General features: G+C 48.3%; 15 protein-coding genes and 1 rRNA gene. 4 read left to right on the forward strand and 12 right to left on the reverse strand.

Annotated elements, in window-relative coordinates; all coding sequences use genetic code 11:
* Window positions 1-62 (reverse strand): 16S ribosomal RNA (locus Q0991_RS00665); the annotation flags it as partial.
* Between the two features lie 603 nt (window positions 63-665).
* Between Q0991_RS00665 and Q0991_RS00670 the strand changes: the two genes are divergently transcribed.
* Window positions 666-2,027, forward strand: a complete 1,362-nt coding sequence (locus Q0991_RS00670; RefSeq protein WP_299484572.1) for a DUF3370 domain-containing protein — start codon at window positions 666-668, stop codon at window positions 2,025-2,027.
* A 51-nt stretch (window positions 2,028-2,078) separates the two neighbouring features.
* On the opposite strand, the gene galE is transcribed toward Q0991_RS00670, so the two are convergent.
* From galE to hpnH, 4 genes are read right to left on the reverse strand one after another with little or no spacing between them, the layout of a single operon-like run.
* Window positions 2,079-3,071, reverse strand: a complete 993-nt coding sequence (gene galE, locus Q0991_RS00675) for a UDP-glucose 4-epimerase GalE (RefSeq protein WP_299484573.1) — start codon at window positions 3,069-3,071, stop codon at window positions 2,079-2,081.
* The gene (gene gshB / locus Q0991_RS00680; RefSeq protein ID WP_299484574.1) at window positions 3,072-4,058 is read right to left on the reverse strand and encodes a glutathione synthase; all 987 of its coding nucleotides are present in this window, start codon (window positions 4,056-4,058) and stop codon (window positions 3,072-3,074) included.
* An 8-nt stretch (window positions 4,059-4,066) separates the two neighbouring features.
* Window positions 4,067-4,327, reverse strand: coding sequence for a glutaredoxin 3 (gene grxC, locus Q0991_RS00685; RefSeq protein ID WP_299484575.1), 261 nt, complete (start codon window positions 4,325-4,327; stop codon window positions 4,067-4,069).
* Between the two features lie 12 nt (window positions 4,328-4,339).
* Window positions 4,340-5,353 carry an adenosyl-hopene transferase HpnH gene (gene hpnH, locus Q0991_RS00690; protein WP_299484576.1) on the reverse strand — a complete coding sequence of 338 codons (1,014 nt, stop codon included), beginning with the start codon at window positions 5,351-5,353 and terminating at the stop codon, window positions 4,340-4,342.
* Window positions 5,354-5,992: 639 nt separating this feature from the next.
* On the opposite strand from hpnH, the gene Q0991_RS00695 reads away from it, so the two are divergent.
* Both Q0991_RS00695 and Q0991_RS00700 read left to right on the forward strand, forming a co-directional pair.
* On the forward strand, window positions 5,993-6,427 hold the full coding sequence (locus Q0991_RS00695; protein ID WP_299484577.1) for a YbjN domain-containing protein: 435 nt from the start codon (window positions 5,993-5,995) through the stop codon (window positions 6,425-6,427).
* Window positions 6,428-6,477: 50 nt separating this feature from the next.
* Window positions 6,478-7,167, forward strand: a complete 690-nt coding sequence (locus tag Q0991_RS00700) for a lipoate--protein ligase family protein (RefSeq protein ID WP_299484578.1) — start codon at window positions 6,478-6,480, stop codon at window positions 7,165-7,167.
* A 16-nt stretch (window positions 7,168-7,183) separates the two neighbouring features.
* Here Q0991_RS00700 and Q0991_RS00705 read toward each other — a convergent pair whose 3' ends face one another.
* On the reverse strand, window positions 7,184-8,443 hold the full coding sequence (locus Q0991_RS00705) for a site-2 protease family protein (protein ID WP_299484579.1): 1,260 nt from the start codon (window positions 8,441-8,443) through the stop codon (window positions 7,184-7,186).
* Between the two features lie 247 nt (window positions 8,444-8,690).
* Between Q0991_RS00705 and Q0991_RS00710 the strand changes: the two genes are divergently transcribed.
* A complete protein-coding gene (locus Q0991_RS00710; RefSeq protein ID WP_299484580.1) occupies window positions 8,691-11,345 on the forward strand; it encodes an EAL domain-containing protein in 2,655 nt (884 codons plus the stop codon).
* A 3-nt stretch (window positions 11,346-11,348) separates the two neighbouring features.
* Here the strand turns inward: Q0991_RS00710 and Q0991_RS00715 are convergent, their stop codons facing one another.
* From Q0991_RS00715 to Q0991_RS00740, 6 genes are all read right to left on the reverse strand, one after another.
* Window positions 11,349-11,867 carry a hypothetical protein gene (locus Q0991_RS00715; RefSeq protein WP_299484581.1) on the reverse strand — a complete coding sequence of 173 codons (519 nt, stop codon included), beginning with the start codon at window positions 11,865-11,867 and terminating at the stop codon, window positions 11,349-11,351.
* A 235-nt stretch (window positions 11,868-12,102) separates the two neighbouring features.
* Complete coding sequence (gene nei / locus Q0991_RS00720) at window positions 12,103-12,924, reverse strand: endonuclease VIII (RefSeq protein WP_299484583.1); 822 nt, start codon at window positions 12,922-12,924, stop codon at window positions 12,103-12,105.
* A gap of 62 nt (window positions 12,925-12,986) precedes the next feature.
* On the reverse strand, window positions 12,987-13,457 hold the full coding sequence (locus tag Q0991_RS00725) for a transcriptional regulator (protein ID WP_299484585.1): 471 nt from the start codon (window positions 13,455-13,457) through the stop codon (window positions 12,987-12,989).
* A gap of 206 nt (window positions 13,458-13,663) precedes the next feature.
* Window positions 13,664-14,158: a methyltransferase domain-containing protein gene (locus tag Q0991_RS00730; protein ID WP_299484587.1), complete on the reverse strand. Its 495-nt coding sequence runs from the start codon at window positions 14,156-14,158 to the stop codon at window positions 13,664-13,666.
* 83 nt (window positions 14,159-14,241) lie between these two features.
* Window positions 14,242-14,997 (reverse strand): ABC transporter ATP-binding protein, encoded by a 756-nt coding sequence (locus Q0991_RS00735; protein WP_299484588.1) that lies wholly within the window; start codon window positions 14,995-14,997, stop codon window positions 14,242-14,244.
* 15 nt (window positions 14,998-15,012) lie between these two features.
* Window positions 15,013-16,230, reverse strand: coding sequence for an ABC transporter permease (locus Q0991_RS00740; RefSeq protein WP_299484590.1), 1,218 nt, complete (start codon window positions 16,228-16,230; stop codon window positions 15,013-15,015).
* Window position 16,231 lies beyond the last annotated feature (1 nt).

Below are 16,231 nucleotides of genomic sequence, written 5' to 3' on the forward strand. Positions count from 1 at the left end.
ACTTGCATGTGTTAAGCATACCGCCAGCGTTCATCCTGAGCCAGGATCAAACTCTCCATGTGAGAATTTGTACTGAAATTATATTAAGTTGAAGTTAACTAGAAAGAGAAAAGCGAACTTTTTACTGCTAGAAACTCCGACGAGGATGATTGTCTTAAATCTTTCAAACTATTGATTTGTCTAGGTTCGGGGCGCTTTCTGGAGGCGTGCCTCTTTTCGAGCGCTTGACCAATATAACAATGCTAAATAGTCATGTCAAGCTTTTTCTGAAAAAAGTTTTGGTGCCCCTCTATGCCCTAGTCAATAAGTCATTCCGCCTGCTCCTAGCGGCCTATCTCCACGCTGTCAATCTTGGCAATTCAGAATTTGTATTTACGTCCTTCAGCTTGATGACCTGCTTTCAGTCCACCCAGTTAAGGGGATGTGCAACTAAATACCTGTAAGCATTGATTTTTCGTTCACTCCGGCTAAATGCTGTGATCAGCAACGACGGAGTACCAATACTTTTAGGTAAAGTCACACATCGCCTTAGCTATTCTCTAAATGTTCAGTTCACAGCTTCTTCCTTTGCTGTGGATGGCTAAGCATGGACCCTAAACTATCTGGGAGTCGTCATCTACCAGTAAGATTTTCTTGTTTGTGCTACCTCTATTTGGTTTTTGTCTATGTTGTCCCTGATCTCTGCTCTACTTGTCGCTCAGTCCTCTGCACCAGCTCAACCCGAGATTGTTGTCCAACCGCAAGAAGTGCGAGCGCTCCCAGGCCAGCTTGATTCAGTGATGGTGTTTAACAGCAATAGTCCTGAGGTCGTCCAAACGGAGGGAATCTTGCTCTCTACTTTTCCAAGTAAAGATAAAGCGGTCCCCTCTGCCCACCTCGATCAGCCTTTGCAGGGGCGATTCGATGTGTTTGCCCATCATATTGCCAAGGCCACAGGCCCCGATGACTTAAAAACCTTATATATGGGGGTGCTTTTGCATAATCCGGGTCAAGCGTCTGTGACTGTGAATGTACTCCAGGCAGCGAGTTACTTAAGTCAGCCTGACGCTCCGTTTATTCCCTTAGATAACTATTTACCCAATCCTAAAGGGACCGTATATGCAGGTCCTGGAGGCCGAGCCATGGATGATGTCTTACGAGGTAAACGACAAGACAGTTGGCCTGCCCAGATTGTGATTCCTGCAGGTGAAAGTCGGATGCTGTTAAATGTCCCGATCCCAGTGAAGGAATTAGACCCACCTATCAATGGTCGATCAACGCTGGCCAGGCTAAGGAGTACGGGGAAAGTTTATGCTGCGAGTCTGGCCATGTTCGCGCCCACCGATGGCAAAGGGGAGGAGCGCGCACCAACCTTGGCGGAATGGGAGAAGCTACTGCAGGAAGGTAAGTTATCTGGCCCCAGAGATAAAACGCCAACGCCACCGGGACAACCGGGACAGCTGATCTACGGGCGAGTTGCCGGGGTTGCTAAAGGCTCAAAGTGGCGGGCTCAGATTACCGATCCTGATTCCAAGGGCTATACTCTCAAGATTCCGGAGGCAGGTAAGGCTTTTTCCTATGTCTTGAGTAGTGTGGATCGGGGTGCTTTTGGGACTGAGCAAGTTCAAAGTGCACCGATGATTGTCCGCTACCCAGATACGGCTTATGCCGCCCATGGTAACTACGGGATTCAATACAGTTTAAATTTGCCGCTCCACAATCCCACCGACCAGGCGAAAAAAGTGACGATTACGATTCAAACGCCGATCAAGAACGATCAAAGTGAGGGGAATCTCCAATTTTTCGAGCCCCCTGCTAAACAGGTCTTCTTTCGGGGGACCGTAAGAGCCCGTTATCAGGATGACCAGGGGCGTCCTCAGACTCGCTATGTGCATTTCGTCCAGCATCGCGGGGAACCTGCCCAAGCTTTGGTGAATCTGGACATTGCGCCCCAAGATATTCGCCTAGTTCAGGTGGATTTTCTCTATCCCCCGGATTCCACCCCACCTCAAGTGCTAACGGTGCAGACACAAGTAGAACTTCCTTAATTCTCTCTCTCTGAAGTTTGCCAAGTCTTGTGCAGCCCCAAGAAGAGCTGCTTAGGCATGCCGTTTTTGATGCCACTGCCAAGCGTGAGTGATGATCTTTTCTAGATCGGCGTATTGCGGCTGCCAGTTTAAGATTTTACGGGCCTTGGCGGCACTGCCAATGAGGATGGCAGGGTCGCCAGCTCGTCGGTAGCCTTCTACCACGGGGATGGGCAGCCCAGTCACTTTTTTGGCCATATCAATAACTTCTCGAACGGAAAATCCATCACCATTACCTAGGTTAAAGACGCTGGTTTCGCCACCGGATAACAGATATTCCAATCCCAGGACGTGAGCTTGGGCGAGATCGGTAACATGGATATAGTCCCGAACGCAGGTTCCATCTGAAGTTTTATAGTCGGTACCAAAAATGGTGATGTTTTCTCGTTTGCCGAGGGCGGTCATCAACACAAGGGGAATTAAATGGGTCTCCGGATTGTGATCTTCCCCGAGGCGGCCGTCTGGATCGGCCCCTGCAGCGTTGAAATACCGAAACCGCACTGATCTCAGACCATAAGCTTGATCAAAATCTGTGAGGATCTTCTCCACCATAAACTTAGTCATCCCATAGGGGTTAATGGGATCCTGTGGATGCTCTTCGGGGATAGGAATTTGCTTGGGATTGCCATAGGAGGCACAGGTGGAGGAGAACACAAAGTTAGAAACCTTGGCCGCCAGCATCGCTTCTAGCAGCGTTAAGGTCCCTAACACGTTATTTCGGTAGTACTTGGCTGGATCTTCGACAGATTCGCCGACGTAAGCATAGGCAGCAAAATGAATCACTGCAGCAATGTCATGTTGGGAAAAAATTTGGTCTAGGAGGGTGCGATCGCAAATATCGCCCCGAATCAACTCAACTTGTAAGACAGACTCAACCAGATCCCGGTGACCATAGACTAGATTATCGAGAACGGCCACGGTATAGCCTGCTTCTTGCAAAGCCAAGACGGTATGAGAACCAATGTAACCGGCCCCCCCAGTTACCAACACAGTGGGTTTATTCATTCAAGTAGCTAAATGTAAGAGATCTTGTTTAGCAGTCACCAACCAATGCATCACCTTTTCGCCTAAAGACGTACTATCTAAGCGATCTATTTCACGAATTCCAGTCGGGCTGGTCACGTTCACTTCCGTCAAATATCCACCAATGATATCGATCCCGACAAACATCAAACCATCTCGTTTTAAAACGGGGGAAAGCTGATTGCAAATCCCTTGCTCTCGATCAGTGATTTGGGCTTGAACCACTCGACCACCTGTTGCCATATTGCCCCTAAACTCTTGCCCTCTGGGCACTCGATTCACCGCACCAATGGGCTCGCCATCTAACAAGATAATACGCTTATCTCCCTGCTGAGCCTCTGGCAAATACATCTGAACCATGACTGGCTCTTGCCCTCGACGAGTACTGATCTCAATTAAAGAATTAAGGTTACGGTCCGCTGCCTGGAGTAATAGGATCCCTTCTCCAGCTTTGCCCCCTAACGGTTTCAAAACTGCAATCTCTTTCTCTTGCACAAATTTGAGGATAACGCTCTTGTCCTGGCTAACAATTGTTTCAGGAATAGCCTCTTGGAACTGTAAAGCATACATTTTCTCATTGGCAGCTCTTAGCCCTCGAGGGTGATTGATTAAGATGGTGGATTGTGGATCTACATAGTCCAACAGGTAGGTGGCATACAAGTATGCAACGGTAACGGGTGGATCTTTTCGCATCCAAACCGCGTCCATATTCACCAAGGGCTGAAACTGAGCCTCTCCCAAATCAAACCAATCATTGGCCGCAACCCACAACCCGTCCACTAGCTGAACCGGTTTAAGCGTGACGGGCCTCAAGGTGGCCCATGCCTGTCCCTCCATCACGCTGAGTTGCTCAAACTGGGTAACCCAAACTTCATGGCCAGCCGCTTGCGCAGCTTCCATCAGAGCAACGCTGGTATCATGCCCAGGATCCAAGGCAGAAATGGGATCAATGATAAATGCTAGCTTCACGCCGCACCTTAAGTTTGCAACAGCGGATCTAGTTTACCCTGACCCTCTAGCGCATAGAGGTCATCACAACCACCAATATGCTGATCATCGATGAAGATCTGGGGTAGCGAGCGCCGCCCGTTGGCCCGTTTAGCCATTTTAGAGCGAGCCATCTCATCCCCATCAATCCCATATTCAGTAAAATCAACGTTCTTGCTATCCAGCAGCCGTTTAGCCTGAATGCAAAATGGGCAGGCAGCCCAAGTATAAATTTCTACTTTCGCAGTCATAGTTTCCGCAACTTATCCAAACAAACCCGCAACAGCTCGGCCCATATTATTGGGTTGAAGTGCATCTACAGCAGCAGTAGGTTCAAAACCACAATGCACCATACAGTCTTGACACTTGGGATTACCACTCGCCCGACCATACTGATCCCAGTCCGTATTATCTAACAGCTCTTGAAATGTTTTGTAGTGTCCTTCATTCAACAAATAGCAGGGTTTTTGCCATCCTAAAACACTGAAGCTAGGGCTTCCCCAGGGCGTACACTCATAATCCTTTTCGCCCGTTAAGAAATCTAAGAATAAGGGATTGTGATTAAAGTTCCACTTTTTCTGACCTGAGCGAAACGGAGCTAAAACTCGGCGGAACAAGGCTCTGGTTTGTTCACGCTTCAGGAAGTGATCTTGATCAGGTGCCCACTCATAGCTATAGCCTGGCGATATCATCATCCCATCCACACCCAGAGAACTAACAAAATCAAAGAACTTATGCATCTCGTTGGGATCGGTGCCGTCAAATACGGTCGTATTAGTGGTAACCCGAAATCCTTTGGCCTTCGCGGCTTTGATCGCTGCTACTGCAACATCAAACACGCCTTCTCGATTAACACAATGATCATGTTGTTCCTTGAGACCATCCAGGTGAATACTGAAGGTCAAATAGGGAGAAGGCTTAAACTTATGGAGGTTTTTCTCCAACAATATGGCGTTACTGCATAGATAAACAAACTTGCGGCGAGCCACTAACCCAGCCACGATGTCTTCTATTTGGGGATGGAGTAAGGGTTCACCCCCGGGAATGGAAACCACAGGCACCCCACATTCTTCCACCGCTGCAAAACAATCTTCTGGGGAAAGGTGCTGGCGAAGAATCTCAGGAGGATGTTGAATCTTCCCACAACCGGAGCAAGCTAAGTTACAGCGAAATAGTGGCTCTAACATCAGAACTAATGGGAAGCGCTTTCGGCCTTTCATTCGTTGAGTGACAATATAGGTGCCAACCTCAATGGCCTCTTTTAGACTAATCGACATAGATTCAACTCCTCAAAACCACATTCCTGCAAGAAATCCTTGGCAGAAACTATAACATTTTGTAAAGTCAACGGCATGACTTTGTTCTAGCAGATCTGACGCAGAAGGGACATTGAAGTTGCTTAAGGTCCGCCTTGACTTTCTTCATGCCCTTCTCATCAAGGTTCAATCTCATCTATCAATAGTTGCCAGTTTAAGCGCCTCTTTCCAATGATCAGGAATGCATTTTCTATCCTTAGTGCTTCCTAGTGATAGGCTTTGCATAGCCGTAAGCAGCTTAATCACTTTTTGCTCTTCCCTGGCTATCTCCCTATAGATGCTCACATCCAATAATGAAGACAGATACAAGCTGTCACAGTAAGGATTCAAACTAGATTGAGTAAATTAAATCTTTCTCTATAGGATGTCTATTTTCGCTCACCATTAGGGCAAGATAGAGAGCGTTATGCATTCTCACCCTAGTGAAGATGGACATTTGCGGAGACTGTTGTTGAAGAAAGTATTGCGTTGTCAAAGACTTTCTACCAACGCTCCTAAGTCCACTCTGTATAAGTTGAACGTACTTTCGGCCAGCTCGCCCATCTGTAAATCTCACATACTTTGTCTATGATGAGCTATAAAACTGAGACTAATCCTGATATGTCAAACGAAGACGAAACCCTTAACTATACGGATATTATCGAGACGGTTATTTCTAGCCTGGACCAGCATAATAACGTTTTGGTCAATGCTTCTGCAGACGGACACATTTGGAAGTTCAAGTACGGCTCTGTGGATGTGTTCATTCAATTGACGGGCAGCTCAGAGGATGACTCCTTTACGGTTTGGTCCCCAGTTTTGCAGCTCCCGGTCCAAAATGAGACTCAACTGATGCAAAAGTTATTGGAATTGAACTGGTTGAGTACTTTTGAGGCCCACTTCAGTATGTTCAACCAGCAGGTGGTTGCTGTCACGAGTCGTTCAGTGGCTGATTTATCTCCGGGTGAGATTTCCCACCTCATTACCTTGGTGGCGACCATTGCCGATGATCACGATGAAGGGTTACAGGCTGAATTTCCTGCAGCGACTGTCTAATTTTGGATTGGCGATTAATCCCTTATCTGAATACAGATGGGGCAACCCAGATGGCAATTGATCAATGGTTGCTTGAGCAATGCCATCAAGATAACCATTCCCCCACACTGCGGTTTTATCAATGGACACCAGCGGCAATTTCGTTGGGTCGCAACCAGTCAACATGGCCTCAACATTGGCAAGACTTAATTTGGCAGGGCAGTCCTATTGATTTAGTGCGACGACCAACCGGGGGTCGGACGGTTTTGCATGCAGGGGATTTGACGTATGCGATCGCACTCCCGTATTCCCATCGGAACCGCCGTCAAGCCTACGCAGAGCTTTGCCAATTTCTGATTCAGGGTTGGCAATATCTGGGGGTTAGACTCCACTTTGGTGAGCCTCGTCGCAATTACACCCACAAGGCCAACTGCTTCGCAACCGCAACGGATGCAGATCTCGTCTTAGACAATGGCTACAAATTTATCGGTAGTGCTCAGGCTTGGCAGGGGCAAACCGTCTTACAACATGGCTCCATGCGCTTAGTCCCCAACCCCGACCTGGCCCAACGAGTATTTGGGCCAGAGTTACCTCCTCAAGGGAATACCGAGCTTGCCAAACTATCCACGCCAGACATTATCGACGCAATGATTGAGGCAGCCAAGACCTGCTTCAGGGCGACATTCACCTGTCAGCCCCTTTCCCCAACCGAATTAGAAGCGATTCGTCAGCTAGAGCTCTCGTCAATAAATCAGGGATAATAAATCAGGGATATAGCTAGTGGGAGCTAGTTTCTGGCGTGGGCTCTAAGGCTATCCCATCAGCCATCACTGAGCGGGCGATGGCTGGAAGCTGAAGAGAAGAGGGATAACTGCCTTCCTCTTTAATTCGCCGAATATCTTCCTCAGAAATCGGCAAATTCAGTTTTTTCGCCAACGCCTTAACGGTATCTCCTCGATCAATAATGCCCGCAACCGCGTCGGCAGGGGATAGGACCGTTATCAACGGTAGGCGTTCCGTTTCTAGACGCTCAATCACTTCGGTGATGGGCGTATCCTGACGAACCGTAGGAATTTGCTGCAAAGACCGCACCACCGATTGGACGGGCTGAACATCCCACTGACTGCGCTCTATGGTGCTTAGACCATCAATATCCACTAATCCCCGATACCGCCCTTCAGAGGCGGCAAAATAGGCCGATCGGCGCATCGTATCCAAAAGATAATTATCCGCAAACTGGCGGAGAGATTTTTCCGCATCCACCACCCGGAAGTCTCGGGTCATCGCATCCTGGGCCTGAAGCTGAATAAGCGCCTCTTGTAACTGGGTAAACCGTTCGTAGGTGTAGGCATTGCGGAGGCCAAACCAGCCCAACATCGTCACCCACAAGCCACTGATTTGTCCGAGGAGAAAGGTAAAGGCTAAACCAACCGTCACCGCAATCCAGCCGATGGCCTGACCCACACGAGCCGCCCAGCGAACGCCCTGAAGCCGATTGCCTGTGACTTTCCAGACCAATGCTTTGAGAATTTGACCGCCATCCAAAGGCAATCCAGGGATTAGGTTAAATAGGGCCAAAACCAGATTGATTTCCCCGAGGCTCTGGAGCAGAACCTGCACTGGGCTGTCACTGGCTGCAAACTCTGCAATAAGGCCCAGGAGGAAAAAAAGACTGAGGCTAACGGCCGGGCCTGCGATCGCAACTTGAAACGCATGCTCCGGAGTTTTCGCCTCTTCATCGATAGAGGCAATTCCTCCGAACAAGAATAGGGTAATTGAATTTACCTTAATCCCTTGCGATCGCGCCACTAAACTGTGGCCCAACTCATGCAACAGCACGGAAACAAACAGCAGTAATGCCATAGCAAAACCGACAATCCAGGCTATACCCGTCAACCAGTTGGGGTAGAGCTGTTGCCAGGACAGGCCATTGGCAAATGTAACTAACGCCAAAATCAAAAACCAAGACGAGTCCACATAGAGGGGAATACCAAAAATTGCCCCGACTTGCCAGTTTGCATTTGAACCTTGCTGCATAACGGTTATCTCAATGAAACCTTATCTCTATGGTAATGTCCGCATTCCTGTGATGAGTGTAGAGCCGATGGCGTAAATTCCCCCCACTCTTCAAGATTGTTTAGCAAAGACCTTGTGCCAAGCCAGTCTCTATTTGCACCAATCCTGACTGGCATGGGAACACTAACAGGAAGTGAGACCAAGCTTTGGGTTCCAGAGATTGTGGTAGCCGCAATCCTCCCGGATCAAAAGAGAATCGACCATTCCTATGCTTCATTCCCCAGACCTCCCCGAAGAGGAATACACCATAGCGTTTAGCCGCAAGGATCAGAAAGCTGCCTCAACAGCAAGGAACATTGAAGCGCTCATTCATCCCCATCGGCAAACGTACCATATCCTCGCCATTGAGCTTGATCAGAAGAAACAGCTGATTTCCTTAGAAGATGCCACGTACACCATTGGACGCCACAAAGCCAATGCCATTGTTTTAGATGACCAAACAGTCTCTCGGAATCATGCTTTTTTACTGCGGATCTGCGATGTCAACAGCAAACAACATTCATTTCGCATCATTGATGGTGATCTCAACGGCAAACGTAGTCAAAATGGGCTGTGGGTCAATGGGAAACGATGCTTTATCCATGACCTACAAGATCATGACGTGATCTCCTTTGGAGAACATATTCATGCAACCTATATTTCTACCTCTAGCCTCAGCGATCCCAGAATTGACCTAGAACAGGACAAGGTCCAATCTTTACCCGTTCCTTTACCTCGGCCCAATCTCGCACCGGGTTCAACACTCTTTCATAAGGCGACCCTTGGCAATGCCCAAGCCATACAAGACAGTTTGGCTCAAAAACATCAAGGCGACTCAGCTTTTGTCCGGCTCTCCTCATTTCCAGAACTCACCCCTTTACCCATCATTGAGACAGACTTAGATGGCAATATTACCTATATCAATCCTGCTGCCTCAACTAAATTTCCAGAGTTAAGAGCCATTAAACGCCACCCCCTCACCGATGGTCTGTATAAGACATTGGTGCAGGAACAATCCGAATACGTCGTCCGGGAGATGGAAGTTGGCAGTTCAATTTATGAGCAAGCCATCTACTGCATTCTCCAAAGTGGTCTGATCCGTAGCTACCTGATCGATATCACCCAACATCGCCGGACAGAACAACAACTCCGCCTCAGCGAGGCACGCTACGCCGCTGCTGCCAAAGGAGCCAACGATGGCCTGTGGGATTGGGACTTACAGTCCAACACCATTTACTTCTCCGATCGCTGGAAAAGCATGCTGGGCTTTGCCGAGGAAGATATTAGCGACAATCCTGACGAATGGTTTAGCCGCATCCACCCCAAAGACCAAAACCGGGTAGCAGAGGACCTATCAGCCCACTTACAAAGCGATATCCCCCAATTTGAGTGTGAATATAGACTCCGCCACCGTAACGGGGACTATCTGTGGTTCAGAGGCCGAGGTCTGGCCCTCCGGAATGACCAAAATCAGGCATTCCGTATCGCTGGCTCTCAAACGGACGTCACAGCCTATTATTCCACCCGAGCTCAATTAGAATACAAAGCTCAGCATGATGAAATGACCCAGTTGCCCAACCGGGTCCTGTTTATGGAGCGATTAACCCACTCCTTTCGCAGGAGTGAACATCAACCGTCTCACCTGTTTGCGGTTCTCTTTCTGGACTTAGATCGGTTCAAAATTATTAATGACAGCTTGGGTCATGGGGTTGGGGACCAACTCCTGATCAAAGTTGCTAAACGGTTACGGCAGTGTCTGCGTAAACAAGATACGATTGCTCGTTTCGGTGGGGATGAGTTTGCAATCCTTCTAGACACGGTTGAGGATGCAGCGGAAGCAATCCAGATTGCTCAGCGAATCCTGCAAGCCCTAAAAGCAAAGGTTGCTTTAGAGGAACATGAAGTCTATACCAGCGCAAGCATCGGCATAGCAGTTTCTAGTCCAGATTATCAATGCCCCGAAGAACTGTTGCAAAACGCCGATACTGCGATGTATCGCGCCAAAAGACAGGGCAAAAATTGCTTTGAAGTATTTTCTTCAGGTATGCGAGCCCAAGTCAACAGTCAACTGCAATTGGAAACCGATTTACAACGGGCTATCAATAGTAACGAATTGCATTTGGTCTACCAACCCATCGTCGATCTGAACACTGAAAATATCGTTGGGTTTGAAGCGTTATTAAGATGGCGTCATCCTGAGCGAGGATTGATCCCGCCTTCAGAGTTTATCCCTGTGGCAGAGGATGCGGGTCTGATGGTCTCGATCGATTGGTGGGTGTTGACTGAAGCTTGCCAGCAAATGGCCAGTTGGCTCAGCAGTTATCCGAATGCCGCTGACTTAACGGTCAACGTTAACATCTCTGCCCATCAGTTTTTGCAATCTACATTTTGTGAAAAAGTTACAGCGATCATTCAGGAAACGGGAATGCAGGCCCACCACCTGAAGCTGGAGATCACAGAAGGGGTTATTCTGAGTAACGCGCCCAATATTTCAGAACAGTTGAACAACCTGAAAAAGCTAGGCATTCATCTAGCCATTGACGACTTCGGAACAGGATATTCCTCGCTTAGTTACCTGTACGCTTTTCCCCTCGATATTTTGAAAGTCGACTATTCCTTTGTTTCCCGCATGGATCAAGACAATGGGCTCGCCATTGTGCGGACGATCGTAAATCTGGGTCAAAATCTCAATATGAAAGTGGTAGCAGAAGGGGTCGAGACGAAAACCCAGCAGAAATATTTACAAGAAATGGGATGCGAATATGCCCAAGGCTATTTATTTTCCCGCCCGCTTGCAAAAGATGCAGTGGAATCAATCCTGACTCATCAGCACCAATCTCATCCTCCGGCAATCTCGGCCACGACAGTTTCCGCAACAGCTTAAAGATCAGTAGGAAGCTGAATCCAATGGGATATCGCTGATAATATTTGCAACCAACTTGCTGATTTCAGTGGAGTAATGGGATAAGTGCCACTGCACCATCCCGTAGATAAATCCCAAATAGAGGGGCATTAGCTGGACTCCCCACCAACTGAGCACGATGGGCAGGGCAACGAGTAAAACAATCAAGGTGTATAGCAAGCCATAGATGTCTCGGCGGCTCAGCTGAATCAGTAACTGCACGACCAGTTGTTCTCCTTGACTATCCAAAGAACCTCGAGTCCGAAAACAAAACTGGCGGTAGGCTTTGGGACCATGCAGAATAAACTGGTTGCCGTTGATATGTCCCCAATACCGTTGAGACCGTTGCCAAAAACCACCGCCTAGAAAAATTTCATCAGCGAATGCTGCTTCTAAGCGCTGGTAGGCTTGCTGTTTGGGTTCAGAAAGCGTCAACGTCATCTGTCGATGCGGAATCAATTGACGGAAGAAGGATAGTTTGAATGGATCTGGTTGCTTTTGCATTTTTCAACCCTCTGCACGCACTGCGCTACAAATGAGGCTCTACTGAAATTTTCTATAATTGCGGGCCTGCAAGATTTGAGCAAGGTCACAACACCCCTTTGTACTCGATCACACTTTTCGACAGGGTCGGAGTTCACAAATGATGTGATCTAATCAGCGCCCACCCCAGCAACCCTCTCTCTCAAGCGTCAATGATCACCCGCACAATAGTTACTAGCTCACAGAATGGGAAAATTTATTCTGCCTGACATTGAGGACAGTAGTAGTACCGACGTCCACCTTGAGCGTCTTTAGCGATTGGAGTGGCACACACCCAACACAGCTGACCCGCCCTGGCAAAGACCCAATGCCGATACACGCGCCGCGCATACCCCTGAGATTTTAATTTAGCGGCCCAAGCAATATCATTGGTGATGCCTCCAGTTTCATAGGATTGCCTGGGCAACATCAGAGCCGCTTCTGCCAGTTTTTCCAACTGTTCATCGGTACAATCGACGGGTCTGAAGGAAGGGTGAACTCTAGCAACAAATAAGATTTCACTTCTCAGGTAATTCCCTAACCCAGCGAGGAAATGTTGATCGAGTAATAATGTCGTAAGGCGACGACGTCGAAAGCGATCGCAACTTAGTCTTTCTCGCACCTGCTCAACTGTCGTAGATGAACTGAGAACATCTGGCCCCACCCGACTCAGAAAGGGATGAGTCTGAATCCCTGCAGCATCCAAGACATCAATATCTGATGCGCTGTAGAGGAGTGCGGATTTGCGATCACCATGCAAAGCCAGCCGCAATTGTCGCTTAGTTTGGGGATAGTTGTAGGCTTTTCGCACCATCCATTTGCCATAGAGCTGGTTATGGCTATAGAGACTGAGGCCGCAGTCAAAGTGCATCAGCAGGCCTTTGCCCCGAGTTTCTACCTGTTTAATTTGACTGGCACCTAACTGAGTTTCGTATTTTTTTAGGTGGGTAAAGGCGAACCAGACTTCTTGTAGGGGTTTGTTTGCGATCGCACTCGCAATCCGATCCGCAGCACGTCTAATTTCAGGTCCTTCAGGCATGGAATCAGTTTGTTGCTGGACTCATAACAATCTCTGAATCAAAATGAAGAAAATTGTTGGGCCTACAGAAAAACACCGGGATCAATTTTGAATCTGTGCCCTAATGCTCGGGCCATAGACTTGGAATTGGAAATTCCCCGCTTTCCATTAAACACTTCAGATACAACCCCTCTACTCCCTATCACACCAACAAAGTCAGCCTGCCTAAGACCATTAGACTGCGCTAACTCCAATAAAAAATCCAGCGGCCCAGCCTTCATATCTTCAGGAAAACTATAGTGCTGCTCTTCAAAATGCTCAATCAACTGGGTTAGCAACTCTAAAAGATCCTCTTCGGCTGGAGTCAAATCATCTCGACGAGAGAGTTCTGCCACTATCTTTAAGGCCGCTTCATTATCTTCTTCAGACCGGATGGGGAGAGGACGATAATGGCTCAACAGAAAGTCATAGGAGCTTCGATCAAAGGTCTCTCTCACTTCACAAAGATTCTGCCATTTTGCTGTATTACATTTCCGGTGTATTGCTTTATCCACCGACCTTGCTGCATATGTATCTTGAAATAAGACCCATGGATGATTCTTTTGAATCGATGCGGAAGCCTGCATGCGCAAGCATCTGATCTAGGATCCATGAATATGTAGAGTATTCATCCCGAAAATGTTCTATTGCATCAATCCGCAAAAAATTACCACCTAGTTCGGTTTGAGCATCGATGAAAGAGTTGATATTGGTGATGCAATTATCTTCCTCTATTACAACATCCTGAATAAACAATTTGCCCGAAGACGATACTGTCGAATGCAGTTTCTTTAGTACAATCAATTTCCAGAAATCGGGCAAATGATGAAAAGAGAAAGAACTGATCACATAATCCACCTGATCTATAACTTTCAGGCAAATTCAGAAATCCACCTTTCAGAAAGCGTATTCCAATGACGCCCTCTTCATCGGCTTTCGATTTTGCACAAGAAAGCATGGCATCCGAAATATCCAATGCGGTAACGGCTAGGCCACGTTTTGCTGCCTGAATTGCAAAGATGCCCGTACCACACCCAATGTCAACTAACGATTGACCCGCCGAAACGGAGAGAGAGTCAAGAATTTCTTCACTCTCAGCCACAACGTCTCGAAATTTCGCATGACTGGAGTCATACAGCGCCACTTCTTCGGACGACCCATAGTCCTTTCCGACTTGCTTGAATTCATCATGGATCCAGTCAGAAGTACTCGTCATGATCGATTCCTGAGCAGTGCTGGGTTGAGAACTTTGTCATCAATAATTCTATAGAACTCTAGGAATTGAGGACACCCTATTAATCAAAACGCTGTGGTATGCAGCTCTTCCGGGTCGAGATGAGAATGAACCACCTGGCCGTCTCGGAACCAAACCACTCGCTGGGTTGTCTTCGCCACCTCTGGCTCGTGGGTCACCATCACCACCGTCATGCCACTTGCATTTAGGGTTGAGAATATACCTAAAATCTCGTTCGTCGTTTTGGTATCCAAAGCCCCCGTGGGCTCATCCGCCAGCAGCAGAACAGGCTCATTCACAATGGCCCGAGCGATCGCCACCCGCTGTTGTTGTCCGCCAGAGAGTTGAGTGGGTTTATTGTGAATGCGATCGCCTAATCCGACTCGTTCTAGAGCAGCCTTACCGCGTTCCCTTCGCTCTTTCACCGGAACATTAGCGTAAACCATCGGCAACATCACATTTTCTAAAGCACTGACCTGGGTCAGCAAATGAAACTGCTGAAAAACAAACCCAATTTTGCGGTTGCGCACAAGGGCTAGCTCAGTATCCGTCAGTTGGGCCACATCTACCCCATCTAGGAAATATTGGCCGGACGTGGGTCGATCCAGACAGCCAATCATATTCATCATGGTGGACTTACCTGAGCCAGAGGCTCCCATAATCGAACAATATTCACCTGGGTTGACAATCAGATCCACCCCATCCAAGGCTCGGACCTCGGTTTCTCCCGAACCATAAACTTTAGTAATCTGCTCAAGGCGGATAATGGCCTGGTCGGCGTTCCCTCCTGTCACGACCTGAGCCGACTGTGTCGATGTCATCGTCTTATCCTTCCCCTAAGCACTGCGGAGCGCCACAATTGGATCGAGCTGAGCCGCCCGTCGAGCCGGAACGACCCCAAAGAACAGACCAATTCCTCCCGAGACACCGACCGCCAACATCACAGCCGGAACGGAAATGCCTGTTTCCAAGGGAGTGAGACTGCCTACCATCACCGTGCCACCGACGCCAACGAAGGTGCCAATCATACCGCCCACGGCGGATAGAATAATCGCTTCGATCATAAATTGGACCAAAATATCGGATTGGGAAGCCCCAATGGCTTTGCGGAGGCCAATTTCTTGAATCCGCTCCGTCACTGACACCAGCATAATATTCATAATGCCAATGCCACCCACCAGCAAAGAGATACTGGCAATCGCAGCGAGCATAATCGTCAAGGCCCCGCTGATATTGCCAATAATCTCTAGGGCCTGTTTCTGAGTCCGAACCGTAAAGTCATCTTCGTCAATAATTTTGTGACGAATGCGGAGTAAGTTCCGAATCTGAAATTCAGCCGCCGGGATACTAGCCTCGTCTTTGGCTGAGACGGAGATAAATGTGAGCTCTGTGCCGAAGGGAGACGTCGACCCAACCACCCGATTCGCCATGGTGGAAATGGGAATAAAGATTACATCGTCTTGGCTACTTCCCAAGAATGAACCCTTTTCTTCCATCAGGCCAACGACTTCAAAGTTGAGATTCTTGATCCGAATACGCTTACCAATGGGATTCTCGGAGCCCACCAACCGCTCGGCCAGGTCCGTGCCTAACACGGCGACCAAATTTCCTCGCTGGATATCTTGTGGGCTAAGGAAACGACCTTTGGCCACATCATGATTCCGCACAATCGGATAGTCCTCCGTTGTCCCCATGACGAGGGCATTAGTATTCGCCCCTTGATAAATCGTGGTCAACTGGTTCTGGAGTTGAGGCACCACGGATTGAACCGCAGATACAGCTTCCTTAATCGCCTTTGCATCGGCCCACACCAGGGTCTTCGGCACCTCAAAGGTCTGTCGACGAGCTTTATCCGTTCCAGGGACAATAAACAATATGTTGGGTCCCAAAGATTCAAACTGTCCTGAGGCATACTTTTGGGCTCCCTGACCAACGGCAATCATGGCAATCACGGAGGCATTACCAATAATCATCCCTAACATGGTCAAGCTACTGCGCAAGCGGTTCGCAACCAGAGTTGCTGAGGCCATTTTGACGCTTTCGAGAATATCCACG

It is taken from the genome of Acaryochloris sp. IP29b_bin.137, assembly GCF_028285745.1.
Lineage (GTDB): Bacteria > Cyanobacteriota > Cyanobacteriia > Thermosynechococcales > Thermosynechococcaceae > Acaryochloris.